This window comes from Pradoshia eiseniae (genome assembly GCF_002946355.1).
Classification (GTDB): Bacteria; Bacillota; Bacilli; order Bacillales; family Pradoshiaceae; genus Pradoshia; species Pradoshia eiseniae.
Genome location: NZ_PKOZ01000001.1, coordinates 923,736 through 941,651, shown reverse-complemented (window position 1 = coordinate 941,651; position 17,916 = coordinate 923,736). Strand labels below are relative to the sequence as shown.

The window sequence follows — 17,916 nt, the reverse complement described above, 5'->3', positions numbered from 1 at the left end:
AATATTAATTTATCGAAATTTCGTCCAAAATAAAGGTGAAATACCCCGTAATCTATTTAGTTATAACATTATTATTCTTGGCATCTTATTCATTAAGTCACGTTATTATTAATGTTTTTCCAGCTCTCTGCTTAAACTGATGCTTAAAAGGTTTGCACTGTTCGAGCCCTATCTTTCGAAGAGAGAACTCAAGTTAGAAGCCGGTTGCTAATATCACTATAATTTGATTAGCTTACATGGGTTAATAGACCAATAGCCAAGCTATTTACAAACACATAAAAAGTATCTCACAGGATAGCTATCTGTAATGTGTCGATTCTATAAGGCACTCTTGTTTGTCTTCTTCGATTATGTTAGATACCCTTCCTCTCAGATTAAATGAAAAGAGTGTGGACCAGTTTTTACCTGGTCCACCCATAATTATAACGGTCTCAATCCAGCCCCTTCACCTCAGGCAAATCACCCTTTAGAAGCTCCTCTTCCAGATTGACTCTTGGAGTCATGCCTGTGCTCTTTCCTGCGAAGCTTTCAAGCAATTCCTTTACATCAATTCCAGATGACGCTTTCAGTGATTCCTGCAGGGTGGTCATTAAATTCGTTGCATAGCCAGTGACCTTATTCGCGCCGCTGTTTGCACCGCTGCCGCTTCCCGTGTCGACGATTGTGATTTTGTCAATGCTTGAGAGCGGTTTTGCCACTTCCTTCGCATATTCAGGAAGCATTTTCAAGATCATGTCCATGACGGCTGCCTGACCGAATTGTTCAAAGGCCTCGGCAATCTTCTGTTTCGCTTCCGCCTCGGCAACCCCTTTAAGACGGATGATTTCTGCTTCACTGACCCCTTGTGCTCTTTGGGCATCGGCTTTCGCTAATCCATCTAAACGAATGCGTTCAGCGTCAGCTTTCGCCATCGCTTCAATACGGTATTGATTTGCGTCTGCTTCAGTCAGCTGCTTCGTTTTTTCAGCGGAGGCCGCCTGCTCAACAGCATAGCGATCCGCATCAGCTTTTTTCTTCACCTCAGAATCATACTGCTTCTCACGGCGCAGGATTTCCTTTTCCTCAAGCTCAATTAGCTTTTGGCGTTCAACAATTTTAATTTGCATTTGCTGTTCCGTAACCTCTTGCTTGGACCGGGCGGTTTCCAGATCATACGCTTGGTCAGCCTTGGCCTTCGCGCTATCCTGCTCGCGGCGGAACTCGGCAATCTTCAATTGATTGACCTTTTCTGCCTCAGCAATTTCTGTTGCCCTTTCAAGCTCTGCCTTGGTTGCTTCCTTAGCCGCTTCGGCACGTTTAATACGAGTTTCTTTGTCTGCTTCCGCTGTTGCGATATCTGCATCTCTCTTTACCTGGGCGATTCGGGGCTTTCCGAGTGATTCTAAGTACCCATTCTTATCGCGCACATCTTTAATCGTGAAGGAAACAATGACAAGCCCCATCTTAGCAAGGTCCTGTGATGCGACTCGCTGCACTTCCTGAGAGAATTTCTCACGGTTCTTATAAATCTCCTCAACCGTCATCGAACCAAGGATGGAGCGCAAATGTCCTTCTAATACTTCCCTAGCTTCAAGCTCCCTGTCTTCCTTTGTTTTGCCGAGGAATTGTTCCGCAGCCGTTGCGATTTCTGAGATGGTATTGCCAATCTTGATAATAGATACCCCATCAGCCATAACCGGCACACCCTGTTCGGTATATACTTCAGGTGTCGATACTTCAAGCTTGCTCGATAATAGACTTAAAGGTTCAGATTGCTGGAAGACTGGAAGGACGAATGTACCGCCGCCGCGGACAATCTTGATTCGATTCCCCGATTCATCAATATGTACATTTTTGCTGCCAAGGAAGCTTCCTGTGACAATCAATGCTTCGTCCGGACCGGCCGTTTTATATTTTGTCACGAATACGCCTAGAAAACTTAAGAGTAATACTGCAATAATTCCTATACCTATATAAATTAATGTCATTCTCAAATCCCCTATCCTAATTTAGATTTTTCATATGGACTTACATATAGGACTCCATTTTTCACATCAATAATCAGTACTTCTGCCTCTGCTGGTATGGCTTCCTTATCAAAGCTAACAGCCGGTTTCGCGAATGAGCCGCTGTTGCTCGTAATAAGGACTTCTCCGAATCCGTCCTCTGGCACAGTGATAATCACTTTACCTAACCGCCCCTTTAAATCCTCCTCCGTGATCGTCAACGATTCCTGGGCAGTTGACACAGGAACCAGGATGAATACGTGAATAAATGCGACGATGATAAATGAGATAATAGCAGAAAAAAGAGTGGCAAGAATCGGAGACAAAGAAGTAAAAGTCACGAATAAATAACCGATGCCACATAGGATGGTAAAGAACGAAAGAACAAGAACGGGATTTAAAAATGGAGGCAGTAAAAGTCCGTCAAATAAATCATTGAAGAGAACTAATATAAAGGTTAAAACGGTACTAATGATGACGCCGTATAAGAAAAATTCCTGTAAAGAGTTGACCATGGACTCTCACCTCTCAACCAGTTCCATATTTTATTGAAAGCCTTATGTCAATGTATCACGCAAGGCCTTCAATTCCGCTTCAACCAACCGGTCAGATTCCATTTTCTTGAATTCACGGTCGATATCTAATTGATTGCTTTTTAATTCTTCGCTTACCTCAGCCAATGCTTCATATTCCAATACCTTCTCCTCCATGCGCAAGAATCCTTCTTTTGCTGGTGATCGTGTATCTGTTTGGAGAGAACGGTTAATTGCCGTTTGCGCCTTAGCCGTCAAAGCTCTTGTTTTCAATGCATCTCGTTTAATGAGTAATTCGCGGTAATCTGCGGACATTTCACGAAGCTTTTCTTGCAGCATCTGCACATTCTGGGAAGCCTGATTCAGGAGATTTTGCATAGAAGCTAATTCAGCTCCAAGATCGAGTTTATGCTGAATGGCTTGTTTAGCAAGCTCCTCCTTCCCTTCCTTCAACGCCTCAAGAGCCTGTGTATTGCGTTTCTCGATTAACGCCTTCAGTTCCGCTACCTTTCTCTTAGCCAATTTCTCCTCAGCCATTACTTTGGCAGTAGTTCTTTCCGCCTCATCAATCTCTGCTTTCATTTCCCTTAAATATTGATCGGCCATTTTTATTGGGTCTTCCGCCTTCTCAATCAGGGCATATAGCTCTGAATTGACAATTGTCTTCATTCGCTTAAAAAATTCAAACATCTCATCATCCTCCCTTTTATAATCTTACCTTATTTTACGGTCAAATTTTTAAAAAGTTTCAAATTTTGAGATTTTATTCCAAGCAAAAAAAAGCCCCTTCATAAGAAAGGGCCTCAGATGTAGACAAAATGGACTAAGATGCTTTTATTCTCAGTCCATACTTTGATATATACTCCGTTGGCAGACTTCTCCTGCTCTCTATAACAGTCGTAATATTCATCGTAGATAAACTCGGTCTTTTTCAAGAAGCTATCTTTAGTTTTAGACCTTGTACAAGGGAGTATACCAAAATGAGGAAACATCTGTTTTGTAAATGCTAATTTTTATGAAGAGCAGACCTCTATTTTCGGTAGAATGGGCGAGACTCTCGGTACGGAGAAGGAGGCATGCTGATGACAGCTCTTGCCGTAGGCGAGCTGGCGAAAGCAGCTCCCCCACGGTTCGCTGAGTCCATTCTGCCGTAAATAGCTTTCACTTTTCAAATAGGGTGCGAGAGTATAAAAAAACTGTAGAGCAAACCCTTACCGGGATTTACTCTACAACCTGAAGCCCTTCATAAGAAAGGGCCTCGAATAGTCTATTTCGTCTGTTTGACCTTCAAGGTGTATGGTGTGATGGAAGCAACGCCATAGGAGTCAGTTATCTTAATATAGTAGGTTCCTTTTTTCAGTTTAATTGGCAAGGTTTCTGTGTCATTTTGCCCATAGCGGTCTGAGGATGCGACTTTCTTGCCCTTTTGATACACTTCGATTTTGCCATCAAGCTCCTTGCCGCCTTGCAAGAGAATCTGACCTTCAAAATCTTTTTTGAAGCTTACTTTATACCAGTCTTGATCGGCTTTTTTCTGATTGTAAATATTGATTCGCCCTGATTTTTCCCATCTGCCTGAAGAAGTGTTTTTCATGCTGATTGGCTTTGATGGCACATTGTTTTTGATGACAGAGCCGGCATCCTCATCCTTATGATTGGCCAGCTTCATTTCAAAGGTATATTGCATCAAGCTGAATGGCATATAGAAGTAATCGGCCGCAATTTGGATAATATAAGATTTATTCTTATCAAGATATTGGGATCCCATGCCAAGTCCGATAAGATTAGGTGACTCCTGTTCTTTGTAATCGAGTACTTTATTCTTGTTTTTATCCTCGTATACCAACATATACGAATCCACTGGACGTTTGATGTCCTTTGGCAGCCCCTTTGTCTTAGGTGCTGATTGGTCAAGTGTCATTGTGTAAGCTCCTGATGTTTTCGGCTGATAATAAAAGAATTCTGTGTCAAAGTTTTTGCCAAAATCCCCTTGGAATTTCATAGATGGCAATTTTTTTATTTTTAGGTAGTCATCATTGTTCTCATATTTATCAGCAGGAGCCGAAAGAAACTTTGATTTAAATGTATATGGCTTCTCGGTGTATTTCTCGCTTAATAGATTTGTATAAAAGTTTAAATAATACGTTTTTCCTTTTTCTATAGAGAGGTACATCGTATTCGTAAGCGCGGTAAAGGAAGAGTTAACGTTATAGCCGATTGTGTTAAGGAATTTCAATCGCTCTCCTGTAAGCTGCTCTGTATAATCTGTGACCTGGTAGGCGTCTACCATATGATTGGCTTTGCCCAGGTCAAAAGCATAAATGCCTGTTTTAGTTGCCGTGAAGCGGTACCAATCCGTATCTTGCGCTGATTGGAGATAGCCTTTTTGCTGACTGGTCAGAATATAGGGCTTTGCCATTTCGTCGAGCAAATCAATCAAAAGGTCATCAGAAGGGGAGTTCCAATATTCTTCCTCGGAAATGAATTCGAAAATATCGGTGATCCCATCCTCATCAGCGGGCAAGGATATCCTTGTTGCTTTAAATTCATATGGGTCAGCATTCTGAGGAATGGTTCCCTGAATTAACGAAGATAATCCTCCATACTCCTCCGAGTCTGAAAAAACGATGAAAAAGAAATCTTCGTCAAATGATTCAAAACGATTTGATACCTGAATCGTATAGGTGGTGTTCGGCTCTGCTTCCAGCACATCTGATTCGGCCTCACCAATTCCGCTGCTATTGATGTCTAGAATTAATTCTTTGCCCGCTCCCTCTTCAAAATCTCCATCTTCTTCTATTTCTTGTTCAGTATCCGCTGGATCGATATCATCATCTTCTTCTTGGTAATCAGCAAATACTTGCAGGCTGACATTGCTGCCCGGCTGTGCGGCCATCTCGAGCTTAATTTTCTCAGGCTTATTCCCTGTAGTGATTTGATAGAAATCATCGTCCCCGTTCTTTCCAAGGAGATGCATTCCTTTATTCTTTGTGCTGTATGGAAGGCTGCCAATGACGATTGGTGTTTCTTCCGCTGATTCATCTGCCTTTGCGACCGTTTTATTCACTGTCAATTCATATTCTGATAGCTTGCTGCCTTTTACATCATAGTTGCCTGTAATGTCTTTGACGCCAATAGCCAATGTCCCATCAAATGGGGCGGTGAAATAATAACCCTCTGTCTTTCCTTCCTTCACATCATCAATGAGCATCGTTTTTTGCTTTTTCCCATCCTTGGAATACACATTAACATATAGCTTAGAATCAAATACCTTCGATTCCTTTAAGTTGATTTGGTAGGTTTCCCCTTTTTTGACAGTCTTTTTGACCCAGTGCTGATCTAATGGCTTTGTGAATACCCGTTTTGATGTATATTTTGTTCCGCTGAAAGTTTTAGCCTTTTTTAAGATTGTATCTTTATTCCAAGCTTCTACAGAAAGGGAAGGTATCTCTTTCTTATTAAACTTTAAAGCAGCAGCAGGATTGACCATTCCATATCCGTACTTAGTATCAAATCCTTTCGTACCAAGATCGGTTGCTGTCTTTTTGAGAATATACTCTACTTGCGCTGCATTTAAACCAGGATGCTTGGACAGCAATAAGGATACAGTCCCTGTAACCATCGGTGTGGCCATGGAGGTACCGCTTAAAACCTCAAAGGTAGACTTTTTCTCCATTCCATATGTCGGTGCATAAATGCTGTCTCCAGGAGCAACAAGATCGGTCGATACCCCATAGGAGGAATATTCTGTGAGAGATTTGTTTTTATCCACAGCACCTACACTGATAACGCCCTCATAGGATGCCGGAAATTCAGCAGAATCAGCTCCTTCATTGCCGGCGGCTGCTACCATGATAATGCCTGCTTTTCTTGCTTTTTCAACAGCTGCTTCCATAATTGGCGAGCTAAAATAGGAGGTGAAGCTCATATTTATGACTTTTACTTTCTTCTTGATGGCCTGCAGGATTCCCTCTGCAACAGTATAATCAGTTGCATAAATATCACGATTAAAGATATCGATGGAGTAGATATCGGCTTGGGGGTTTATTCCATATCCCCCTATTCCATTATTTTTCTCCCCGGCAATGATGCCCGCTACATGAGTTCCATGATTATCAGCTTTCGGAGCATTGATTGGATTGATTGCATTATAGCTTCCTTTAATCCTATTTTTTAATTCGGGATGGTTCGCATCTAGCCCTGTATCGATGACGGCCACCGATACCTTATTCTTGCCTGCAAGCTTTTGCGCTTCCGGAAGCTTCAATAGCTGATTAAAATATTGTTTACTTACCTTCGGGTCTGTTTTAACCGAGGACAACTTGACCTTCACACCTGGACTGACCGACTGAACATTTTTGGCCTTGCTCAATTTTGCGAGAGCTTCTTGTGCCGCACTCGCTTTCTTGAATTTAATGATGCTGTAGCCGAGCGAGGAGTAATCCTTTTTGAAGGAAACATCCTTGGCACGATAGAGATGACTTATTGTGCCGGAGTATTTGATGACAAGCGTTTCCTCCTGCAAATACTCACCATGCTTCTGTCCAGTTGTCTTCTCTGGCATCTTGAAGTTTTCTTTGACAGAGCGGTCAAATGATGTTGGACCAAACCCTGCCGCCGCTGCTCCCCCTGTTGCAGACACGGCCAAAAGGCCAGCCGCGATAACAGCCATTAATTTTTTCATTGTAACTCCCTTCCCCTACTTTATTTGATGACTATTACAAATTCGTTACATAATGTCTAAATCCTTTCAAATATTTCCGTTTTTTTACGACATTTTATTACAAAAAGAATGATGAATGAATGGTTTTCGCGCTTACAAAAGAAACCCCCTCGCCTCGATACCGGCAAGGGGGTTGAACGCCTAAATTAGGCTTTTATGATTTTGATTTCATTCTCTTCAAGTACGGCTTGGAAGGCTTTTACCTCCGGTTGATCAAAGATGGAATCTGCGATGGCATCTTCCAGTTTTTCTTGGATGACTCTGCGCAGCGGACGGGCACCGAACGCTGGGTTATACCCTAATTCAGCCAATTTCTCTTTCACTTCATCTGTTACCATAAGAGACAATCCTTCTGCTTTGAGCATCCCATGAAGCTCCTCAAGCATAATATCAACAATTTTAAGCAAATCTTCTTTACTTAAAGATTCGAATTGAATGATGTTATCAAACCTGTTCAGGAACTCCGGTTTGAAATACGGGCTTAGCTGCTGAAGAATATTTACTTCTTCCTCTACAGAATCTGCCGCGAATCCTACTTTATTGACTCTGTCCATCACACCCGCATTGCTGGTCATGATAATAACAGTATCTTTAAAGTTGACGGTATGTCCCTGACTATCCGTTAAGCGCCCATCTTCAAGGATTTGCAAGAACATATGCATTACGTCAGGATGTGCTTTCTCAATTTCATCCAAAAGGATAATGCTATATGGTTTACGGCGTACCTTCTCAGTTAATTGGCCGGCCTCTTCATGGCCGACATAGCCTGGAGGAGAACCAATCAATTTGGATACACTATGTTTTTCCATATATTCACTCATATCCAAGCGTATCATGGAATCCTTAGTCCCAAATAGCTCTTCAGCCAACGCCTTTGAAAGCTCGGTTTTCCCGACACCAGTTGGCCCCACGAAGAGGAAGGATCCAATCGGTCTATTTTTCGCTTTCAAACCGGCACGGCTTCGGCGCACAGCTTTTGCCACTTTCTCGACAGCTTCTTTTTGTCCGATGACTTTCTTTTTAAGCTCGCCTTCGAGATTATTCATGCGTTTCGCTTCATCCTCCTGAAGCTTACCAACCGGAATGCCTGTTTTCTCTTCGATGATGCTTTGAATATGATCAACCGTTACGACTGGTGTTTCTCCAGTGCCCTCTTGAAGCATTTTTTCTAGTTTTTCTTCTTCATCACGAAGTTTTGCTGCTTGTTCATAAGCTTCATTTCGTAATGATTCTTCTTTTTCTTTGTGAATTTCAGCTAAGCGTTTTTGAGCGGTTTCTTCCTCGATTCCCTCAATCGTCAAGTTTAATCTTGAACCTGCCTCATCCATTAAGTCGATTGCCTTATCGGGAAGGAAACGATCTTGGATATAGCGGTGTGAAAGCTCGACCGCTGCTGACAACGCTTCATCCTTGTATTCCACATTATGATAGGATTCATAACGTTCCTTTAATCCTTTTAGAATACGGAGTGCTTCCTCAGTGGTAGGCTCATCGACCTGAACAGGCTGGAAGCGTCGTTCTAATGCGCCATCCTTTTCAATTTGACGATATTCATTCAAGGTTGTCGCACCAACAAGCTGCAACTCACCACGTGCCAATGCCGGCTTCAAGATATTCCCTGCATCCATGGATCCTTCAGCAGAACCAGCGCCGACAAGCTGATGGATTTCATCAATGAACAGGATAATATTTTTGCGTGTTTGAAGCTCTGATATTAATTGTTTCATTCTCTCTTCAAATTGTCCGCGGATTCCTGTGTTAGATACAAGCGATGCAACATCCAATAAATAGACTTCCTTCGTTTTTAGCTTTGCCGGTACATTTCCATCAGCAATCTTCTGTGCCAATCCTTCCGCAATCGCTGTCTTTCCTACACCTGGCTCACCGATTAGCACTGGGTTATTCTTGGTGCGTCTATTCAAGATTTCAATGACACGCTTCACTTCTTTATCACGGCCAATGACCGGATCAATCAGTCCAGCCCTAGCGTTATGAGTAAGATTGCGGCCATACTGGTCCAGCAATCCCCCGCCGGCTCCAGATTGTCCTGTTTGTCTAGATTCTTGTTCCCTTTTCTCTTGACCAGGCATTTGGAAGCCGCTCTGACCAAACTCATTGGAGAATGGGTTAAAGGAAAATGGATTCATGGAATTCATGTTGAGCCCATTCATCTTTGTTCCAAGCTTTTGTCGCTCTTCTCTATAGCATGAAGAGCACAAATGGTGATTTTCCTGATGACCATTGATGCGGAGTTGCATTTGAACTGTCGCTTGATTTTTTTGGCATTTTTCACATAACATATGTGACTCCTCCTCTATTTTTCATTTATCTTTATCATAATTGGTTAACGATTATAAATAAGGTCAAGTTTGACTTTGACTATCTTTGACCTATGAGCTTATTATACTCTGACCTTTTTTGACTTTCAAGTATTTTGATTTATATTTATCAAAACAGCCTGTACTAGCCTATTTTTAAACATAAAAAGCCCCTCAGGGAATTCATTTTCCCTAAGAGGCTCTAGGTTTAGATTTATCTATTTATTAATTCGTCACTGTTGCAAATTTTTCTTTCCTCCACACCGTTCCGAATACAACTTTATTTCAAGGTGATTTTCTTCTTTGATTATGCACTTTGGATCAGAATTTTATTTTGTGTGGTAGTCAGTTCCAGAAGTACTTAATTTACAAGGTTGCTCGGCTTTATATTTGAAATTCTAGTCAAAAAAAGATCTTGCCAAGTTTTCTTCTTACAGCATAATTTTTAAATATTAATTATAATCTACCCATCTTTTTTGCAACACAATTTCATATCTTCTACACATTGTTTACCTTGTCCATAAATCTTTTAACGTCTCATTAGGCAAAATAGCTACTAAAAAATTTAAGACAACGATTATTGTTTTTGTCTTATCGTTTCTATCCATAAAGATTCACTTATATTGTGTATTTTATTGGCTATTGTCTTATATAAACTGTACTGTATTCTGATTCTTCTTCCTCTTCCTCTGCACCATACTCAAATGATGAGGTACGTGCTTTAGTATGCAATATTAAATTATCTCCCTCTTGCTTTAAATCGATTCTTATAGTAGAGTAGCCACCTCCATATCCTTTTGATCCACCCGTATCTTCATATACTGATTTATCTTCTTGGAATTGGTGCGTAGATTCTTCTATCCAATGACCACCGTTATTTTCTTCGTTATAATCATTGAATTCATCTACGAGAATCATAGTTCCATCAGCTTCTACCACTAGATTGGTAGAATAATCTTCCCATATACTAGATTGCCGATAAACTTCATATGTATATGTCAAATCTTCATTCACTGAACAAACTATTTGCATCCATTCAGAATCATCCTCGTCATTCCTATATATACCTATCCATTTTTCCTGTTTAATTTTTTCGATTATCTGCAGTGCTTCTTTTGAATCCCCATATTCTGTCTTATTCAAATACTCTTCTGCTATTGAAAACTCACCATTTCTCAACGCATCCAATCCTAAATAATAGTATCCTTCGAGTATTTCTTTTTCGGCATCATTTTTAAAATCACTATCATTTCCTAGCTCTTCATAAAGTTCAATTGCTTGCTTGTAGCTTTCTATTTCGAAGTAGCATTTGCCCCTATAATATGTGACATCAGGATATTCATATACTTTTTCAAATAGTCTTAATGCATCTAAGTACTGTCCAGCATTAAATAAAGATAAGGCACTACTATATGCTTGATCTTTATCATTTAAATCTATAGCAGAGGCTAATTTTTGAACAGAATCCTTGTATTCGCCTAATTCTTTATATATTACAATCGCATTGTCATAATCCCCCTTTTCATAATACGATTCCGCTTTAGAATATTGTATAGAAGGATTAATAATTTTTGTCCATGCAAAGGCAATTATAGATAATACTATAACAATAACAACCGTAACTCTTGTAATACGTACTATCTGTTTCCTTTTTTTTCTTTTTTGCTGTTCTGCTTCTTGACGTGATATTTCAGCTATTCTCTCTTGTCTTTCACGCTCAACTTCTTCTGCATCGAGACGAACTTTAAGTTGTTCTTCCAAAAGAACAGGATTATAAGCATTAAAAATTTTTTCTTTACTTACTCTACAACTAGTACAAGTATTTGTATTGTTCAGCTTTCCGCAAGTACACAACCACAAATCTTGAATGGTTGTAGGAATATATTTGCTTTGTGTAGAAGTCTCAATTTGATATTGCTTGATTAATTCAGGGTCATCCAAAACGGACTCCAGACTTTGCGGGGGTTCTAAAGGTAATAATTCAGCACCACAAATCTCGCTATTATCCCTTCCTTCAAAAACCACTAATATCTTTCCTATTTCGATAGAACGGGTTACATTATCCGGCATTACAATCGCCTTATTAGAACCGAAATACTCTCCATTATTTATGTTCAAATCAAGATATTGATACTCCTCAATTCCTTCAACAATTTTATCTGAAACATCATATGCTTTGAGTGAAATTTTTAATGCCTTAATTTTATATTCAGATATACTTTGAAATTTTAACTGGGCAACAATATTATCGGTTTCTCTATCTTTTAATAAAACTCCCCCCGATACAATAATAGAAGTACCCTTTTTATATAAATTATCATGTAACTTATATAACGTTTCAAATCTTCCACCCACAAAAAACACCTCACATTTCTGGTAAATTAGATTCAATATCCTGTATCATCGACTTAGTCTTGTCATTTACAGTTGTTTTTTTATCTTTCATCATACGTAACATTTCATTTTGGTTATCCACATTGTCTTGAAGGAGATTAATTATTTCTGAAAATCCTACAAATATAATTCCAAAAATAATTCCCATAATAAGAAATGGTAATCCAATCAAAAAGTTATCATCCGATAATACTAAAAATATAAAAATGCCACAAACAAATTCAATAATACCTACACTAAATAGTATTTTAGAAATAATATTCTTTCCCATCATTAGACCTCCTGATAAAAAATAAAAATATTCCTATAATTATTTTTCGCTTTTTCAGCCTAAAAATCAATAGGCTTTTGAAGCGTATACTATAATAAAATCAAAAAGAATTACGGATAGACAAAGATATGTATCCAACATTATTTCAAAGTGTAAATTTCACAGCGAATCAAAGGACGATTAGTAGGTATTAGACTGACGAACACGAAATCCCCCTATCTGCTCTATGTCTAATTACTAATTTCATGGAATTAGAGTTGATTATCTTTTAGATCGAACAGATGTAAAAAACATATCTACCATCTCAAAGAATGAGCTTGTTATTTATAAAAATTTCATTATATCTCTTAGCAGCATTCTTTATCGACATTTTTTTAAATTTTCTATCCTCCTCAACATTCCCAAAACAACCCTCCTTCAAGGCCTTTTTCCTCTTTGATTATGTTAAAATCAGATTTTTGATGTGACGAAAAGCTCTAAAAGCGCTAATTTTTACAAGCTTTCTCAAACCAACGTTTAAACCCGGTCAAAAAAAGACCTTACAAAGATTTCTCTTTATAAGGTCTAATTATTATTATGATTTTGATTCATTTAGAATGAGTATCAAAGAAATCGTTAGATATATGAATTTACTTAATAAACAGGTTCCTTTGACTTTTTGTTGCGGATTGTTGCCTGGGCAGCCGCTAATCTTGCTAAAGGCACACGGTACGGCGAGCAGCTTACATAATCAAGTCCTGTTTTGTAGCAGAATTCAATCGAAAATTTCTCTCCTCCATGCTCCCCGCAAATACCTGTTTTAAGTTCTGGCTTAGTCTTTCTGCCTAATTGGACACCCATTTCCACCAATTTGCCGACACCGCCTTGGTCAAGGACCGCAAATGGGTTTTCAGGCAATACCTTTTCTTCTATATAGGTTTGCAGGAACTTCCCTTCTGCATCATCACGGCTGTAGCCGAAGGTGGTCTGGGTTAAATCATTTGTGCCGAAGGAGAAGAAATCTGCTTCCTCGGCAATTTCATCCGCTGTGATCGCCGCACGAGGGATTTCAATCATCGTTCCAACTGTATAGGTGAACGTAAGTCCTGTTTCTTGCTCGACCTCTTTAGCTGTATCAATCACTAGCTGTCTCATCTGTCTTAGCTCATTCACATGACCCACAAGCGGAATCATGATTTCCGGTTTCACAGGAAGCCCCTTGTTCATAATGGCAGCAACGGCGTAAAAGATGGCTTTCGCTTGCATGCCATAGATTTCAGGATGAATCATGCCTAGACGGCAGCCCCTATGACCAAGCATTGGATTGAATTCATCCAATTGGCGGACCTTCTTCAATAGTGCCTCTTTTTCAGCCAATTCTGTGCTATCAGGATGCAGGATTTGCAGCTTCGTCACATCAACAAGCAATTCTTCCTTGTCAGGCAGGAACTCATGAAGCGGCGGGTCCAGAAGACGAATCGTTACTGGATGACCTTCCATTGCTTCAAAAATCCCTTCAAAATCCTCCTGCTGCATTGGAAGGAGGTGACTTAACGCTTCTTCCCGCTCTGTGAGAGTTTCAGCCAAAATCATTCTTTGTACAAAAGGAACACGCTTCGCATCCATGAACATATGCTCAGTTCGGCAAAGACCGATCCCGCCTGCGCCAAATTCCATTGCCTTCTTCGCGTCTTCCGGGTTATCGGCATTTGCTCGAACCCCAAGGTCTCTCAATTCATCAGCCCATTGCAGCAATGTTTTGAATTCTGCCGATAATTCAGGTTCAATCATTGGAATCTCGCCAAGCATGATTTCTCCAGTAGAGCCATCAATCGTGATTATTTCACGATGCTTCACGATTACCTCGCCAACCTTGAATTGCTTCTCCTTCAGATCGATCTTCAAGGCATCACATCCGCAAATGCAGGCTTTTCCCATACCACGCGCAACAACGGCGGCATGGCTCGTCATGCCACCCCTGCTCGTAACGATTGCTTGTGAAGCGACGATTCCGTGAATATCATCCGGGGTGGTTTCCGGACGGACTAAAATGACCTTCACGCCCTCTGAAGCAAGCTGTTCGGCTTCATCGGCATCAAAGACGACTTCTCCAGTCGCAGCACCAGGTGAGGCAGGAAGACCTTTTGCGAGCTGCTTTCGAACATGAGTATCATCAATACGGCGATGAAGAAGCTGATCAAGCTGTTCAGGATCGACACGCAATAACGCTGTTTGCTTATCAATGATTCCCTCTTCCTCCATTTCTACCGCAATCCGAATCGCTGCCTGAGCCGTCCGTTTCCCATTCCTAGTTTGCAAAATATATAATTTCCCGCGTTCAACGGTAAATTCAATATCCTGCATATCTAAATAATGACTTTCCAGCTTTTTGCAAGTATCCGTGAATTGTTTAAATACGGCAGGCATATCCTTCTCTAATGCTTGAATCGGTTCTGGCGTACGGATTCCCGCCACAACATCTTCCCCTTGTGCATTAATTAAATATTCGCCATACAATATATGCTCACCCGTCGATGGGTTACGGGTAAATGCCACGCCTGTACCGGAATCTTCTCCCATATTCCCAAACACCATACTCTGGATATTGACCGCTGTTCCTAAATGATCTGGAATTCTGTTCAAGCGTCTGTATACTTTTGCGCGCTGATTATTCCATGAATCAAAAACGGCATTAACAGCGAGGAATAATTGCTCCTCTGGGTCTTCTGGGAAAGCTTGTTTTGTATGTTTTTGTACGATTTTTTTGTATCCTTCAATGACTTCCATCCAATCCTCGGCTTTCATTTCCGGATCATGGGTATAGCCTTTCGCTTCCCTGGTTTCCTCCAAATATTGTTCAAAATAAAAAGTGTCCACCCCTAAAACAACATCAGAGAACATTTGGATGAAGCGGCGGTAGGAATCATAAGCAAAGCGGGCATTATTTGTCAGCTTTGCCATCCCGACGACTGTCTCAGCATTCATCCCCAAGTTCAGAATGGTATCCATCATACCTGGCATTGAAAAAACAGCGCCAGAGCGTACGGAAACGAGAAGAGGGTTTGAAGGGTCGCCCAATTTCTTTCCTGTTTTGCTTTCTAGTTCAGAAAGAGCTCTTAAAATTTGCTCCCTCAACTCAGAAGAAATTGCTTTATTATTATCATAATAAGAGTTACAAGCCTCCGTGCTGATTGTAAACCCAAAAGGAACAGGCAAGCCAATGTTCGTCATTTCAGCCAGGTTGGCACCCTTGCCCCCCAGCAATTCCTTCATAGTTGTATTTCCTTCATTAAAAAGATAGACGAATTTGGTCATTATTTGTAACTCCTCTCATTTTTTAAAATATCGAGTATAACGCTGGCTGTTTCTTCTACAGCCTTGTCGGAAACGTTTATAACCGGGCAGCCGACCCTCTTCATAATTTTCTCGGCATAATCCAACTCCTCCAGAATCCTTTCATAGCTCGCATAGCTTGCCTTTGAGGTAAGTCCCAATGATTTGAGCCGCTCTTTGCGAATAGCGTTAAGCTTATCCGGCGTGATGATGAGACCAAAGCATTTGCTCTTCTTGATTTTAAACAGTTCATCTGGGGGGGATACCTCAGGAACTAACGGAACATTCGCCACCTTGTATCCTTTATGGGCAAGGTACATCGAAAGCGGTGTTTTCGATGTCCTTGAGACACCAATCAAAACAACATCTGCAATGAGCATGCCTCTAGGGTCTTGTCCATCATCATATTTGACGGCAAACTCCACTGCTTCCACTTTACGAAAATAATCATCATCAAGCTGTCTCATCAAGCCCGATCGATGATTGGCTTCCTTATGAAACTTTTCTTCAAAGGCGTTCATTAACGGATGAAGAAGATCAATCGCTTGAATATTTGCTAATGCTGCTTGCCGGTCAAGATACTCCTTCAAGGATGGGATGACAATCGTATAGGCAATTATGGAGGAATTCTCACTGGCCATATTGATTATTTCATCAATATCCTCTTCGCTTTGGACGAATGAGTTTCTCCTTATATCGACGTGCCCGCCGTTAAACTGTGTTGAAACGGCTTTCACAACAAATTCCGCTGTTTCTCCCACGGAATCAGAGACAACATAAACCACTTCTCTCCTGTCCAATTTATGCTCATCTCCTTTCTGACTTTTCAATATATCTTATGTATCAACCTTGTTCATTTAAAGGGGTAAACGTACAATTAATCACCCCTTCGTTCAATTGTGTCATACTATTCAAATTTAGTATATAACATTAACCATGAAATTGCCTACTATTTTGTATAGATAAAATTATCAGAAAATATATTTTTTTATCAGACAAGCGAATGGCCGCATAGTAAAATAAAGACAATAGATTTATTTTCCATATACGGAGGTGTTTATGAAACGTTTGACTGCACGCATGCTTGTTATATCCTTTGATTGTTTATCAGCCTTGGACTATCCGCTTATTCGTGACCTTCCTCATTTTAGGGAGGTGCTCTCAAAGGGATCATTAGCTCCAAGGGTAAAGACCATCTATCCCTCACTTACATATCCATGCCACACAACCATAGTGACTGGCAGATACCCGAAGAATCACGGAATTATCCATAATACGCTTATCCAGCCAGGACGCCATTCTCCTGACTGGAATTGGTACCGGAGTAAAATCAGCGGCACGACCCTTTATGATGAGGCAAATAAAGCAAAGATGAAGACAGCCGCCCTGCTTTGGCCTGTTACAGGGCGGGCCCAAATCAATTATAATCTGCCGGAGATCTTTCCGAATCGCTGGTGGCAAACTCAACTGCTTGTATCTTTGTTCAGCGGCACGCCCGCCTATCAATGGGAGTTGAATAAACGGTTCGGACATTTACGTAATGGGATAAAACAGCCGGAGCTAGATGATTTTGTTCTTGCCTCTTCGGTCCACACAATCGAAGCATACCAGCCAGACTTGATGATGGTTCATTTCACGGATTTGGACTCCATGCGTCACTATCACGGCTTTTCCTCACCAGAGGCGACGGCTGCGATAAAGCGGCTTGATGAGCGGCTTGGAGCGATATTAGGTGCTTTGAAGAGAAAGAAGCTTTATGATGAGACGACCATTATTGTGCTCGGAGACCACAGTGCTTTAGACGAGAATAAAGCCATCCATATGAACGTCCTATTAAAAGAAAACAGCTGGCTTTCTGTCAATCATCGCAGCCAGATTTCGAAATGGCGGGTTTACTGCAAATCATGTGATGGCTCGGCATATATTTATATAAAAGATAAAAAGGATAAAACCTTAAAAACCCAAGTTAAAGCCTTTTTATATTCACTGCAGCAAAACCCAGCCAACGGAATAGAAGATGTTTTAAGCGGCAACGAGGCCGCCAGGATGGGGGCTGACCCAGAGTGCTCCTTTATGCTCGAGGCCAGACGGGGATTTTATTTTCTAGATGATGTTTCAGAAGATTTTATTGAACCAATTCAAGAGCATGATGAGCAAAAAAAGCATATATTAGCAACTCATGGTTATTCGCCTAATAAAGCTGATTATCATACTATTTTCATGGCATCTGGAAAAGGAATCAAGAAAGATGTAACGGTTTCTCACATAGATTTAGTCGATATCGGTCCGACATTAGCTGCCTTGCTTGGCTTAGATTTAGGTAAAACAGATGGACATGTAGTTAAAGAGTTTCTGACCATTGAATGAGGGAGTGTATTCC

General features: G+C 40.7%; 10 protein-coding genes. 1 reads left to right on the top strand and 9 read right to left on the bottom strand.

Annotated features, from left to right (window positions below; all coding sequences use genetic code 11):
- Positions 1-431: 431 nt before the first annotated feature.
- The 9 genes from CYL18_RS04635 to CYL18_RS04590 form a co-directional block, all read right to left on the bottom strand.
- A complete protein-coding gene (locus CYL18_RS04635; protein WP_104848258.1) occupies positions 432-1,967 on the bottom strand; it encodes a flotillin family protein in 1,536 nt (511 codons plus the stop codon).
- 11 nt (positions 1,968-1,978) lie between these two features.
- Complete coding sequence (locus tag CYL18_RS04630; RefSeq protein WP_104848257.1) at positions 1,979-2,500, bottom strand: NfeD family protein; 522 nt, start codon at positions 2,498-2,500, stop codon at positions 1,979-1,981.
- A gap of 42 nt (positions 2,501-2,542) precedes the next feature.
- On the bottom strand, positions 2,543-3,208 hold the full coding sequence (locus tag CYL18_RS04625) for a PspA/IM30 family protein (protein WP_104848256.1): 666 nt from the start codon (positions 3,206-3,208) through the stop codon (positions 2,543-2,545).
- A 577-nt stretch (positions 3,209-3,785) separates the two neighbouring features.
- Positions 3,786-7,202, bottom strand: a complete 3,417-nt coding sequence (locus CYL18_RS04615; RefSeq protein WP_104848254.1) for a S8 family peptidase — start codon at positions 7,200-7,202, stop codon at positions 3,786-3,788.
- 185 nt (positions 7,203-7,387) lie between these two features.
- On the bottom strand, positions 7,388-9,541 hold the full coding sequence (locus tag CYL18_RS04610) for an ATP-dependent Clp protease ATP-binding subunit (protein WP_104848253.1): 2,154 nt from the start codon (positions 9,539-9,541) through the stop codon (positions 7,388-7,390).
- Between the two features lie 657 nt (positions 9,542-10,198).
- Positions 10,199-11,914 (bottom strand): CDC27 family protein, encoded by a 1,716-nt coding sequence (locus CYL18_RS04605; protein ID WP_104848252.1) that lies wholly within the window; start codon positions 11,912-11,914, stop codon positions 10,199-10,201.
- Positions 11,915-11,924: 10 nt separating this feature from the next.
- The gene (locus tag CYL18_RS04600) at positions 11,925-12,227 is read right to left on the bottom strand and encodes a hypothetical protein (protein WP_146102812.1); all 303 of its coding nucleotides are present in this window, start codon (positions 12,225-12,227) and stop codon (positions 11,925-11,927) included.
- A 630-nt stretch (positions 12,228-12,857) separates the two neighbouring features.
- Positions 12,858-15,518: a pyruvate, phosphate dikinase gene (gene ppdK / locus CYL18_RS04595; RefSeq protein WP_104848250.1), complete on the bottom strand. Its 2,661-nt coding sequence runs from the start codon at positions 15,516-15,518 to the stop codon at positions 12,858-12,860.
- A complete protein-coding gene (locus tag CYL18_RS04590; RefSeq protein WP_104848249.1) occupies positions 15,518-16,336 on the bottom strand; it encodes a pyruvate, water dikinase regulatory protein in 819 nt (272 codons plus the stop codon). The genes ppdK and CYL18_RS04590 overlap by 1 nt, the downstream gene beginning before the upstream one ends.
- Positions 16,337-16,595: 259 nt before the next feature.
- Between CYL18_RS04590 and CYL18_RS04585 the strand changes: the two genes are divergently transcribed.
- Complete coding sequence (locus tag CYL18_RS04585; RefSeq protein WP_104848248.1) at positions 16,596-17,903, top strand: alkaline phosphatase family protein; 1,308 nt, start codon at positions 16,596-16,598, stop codon at positions 17,901-17,903.
- Positions 17,904-17,916: the final 13 nt, after the last annotated feature.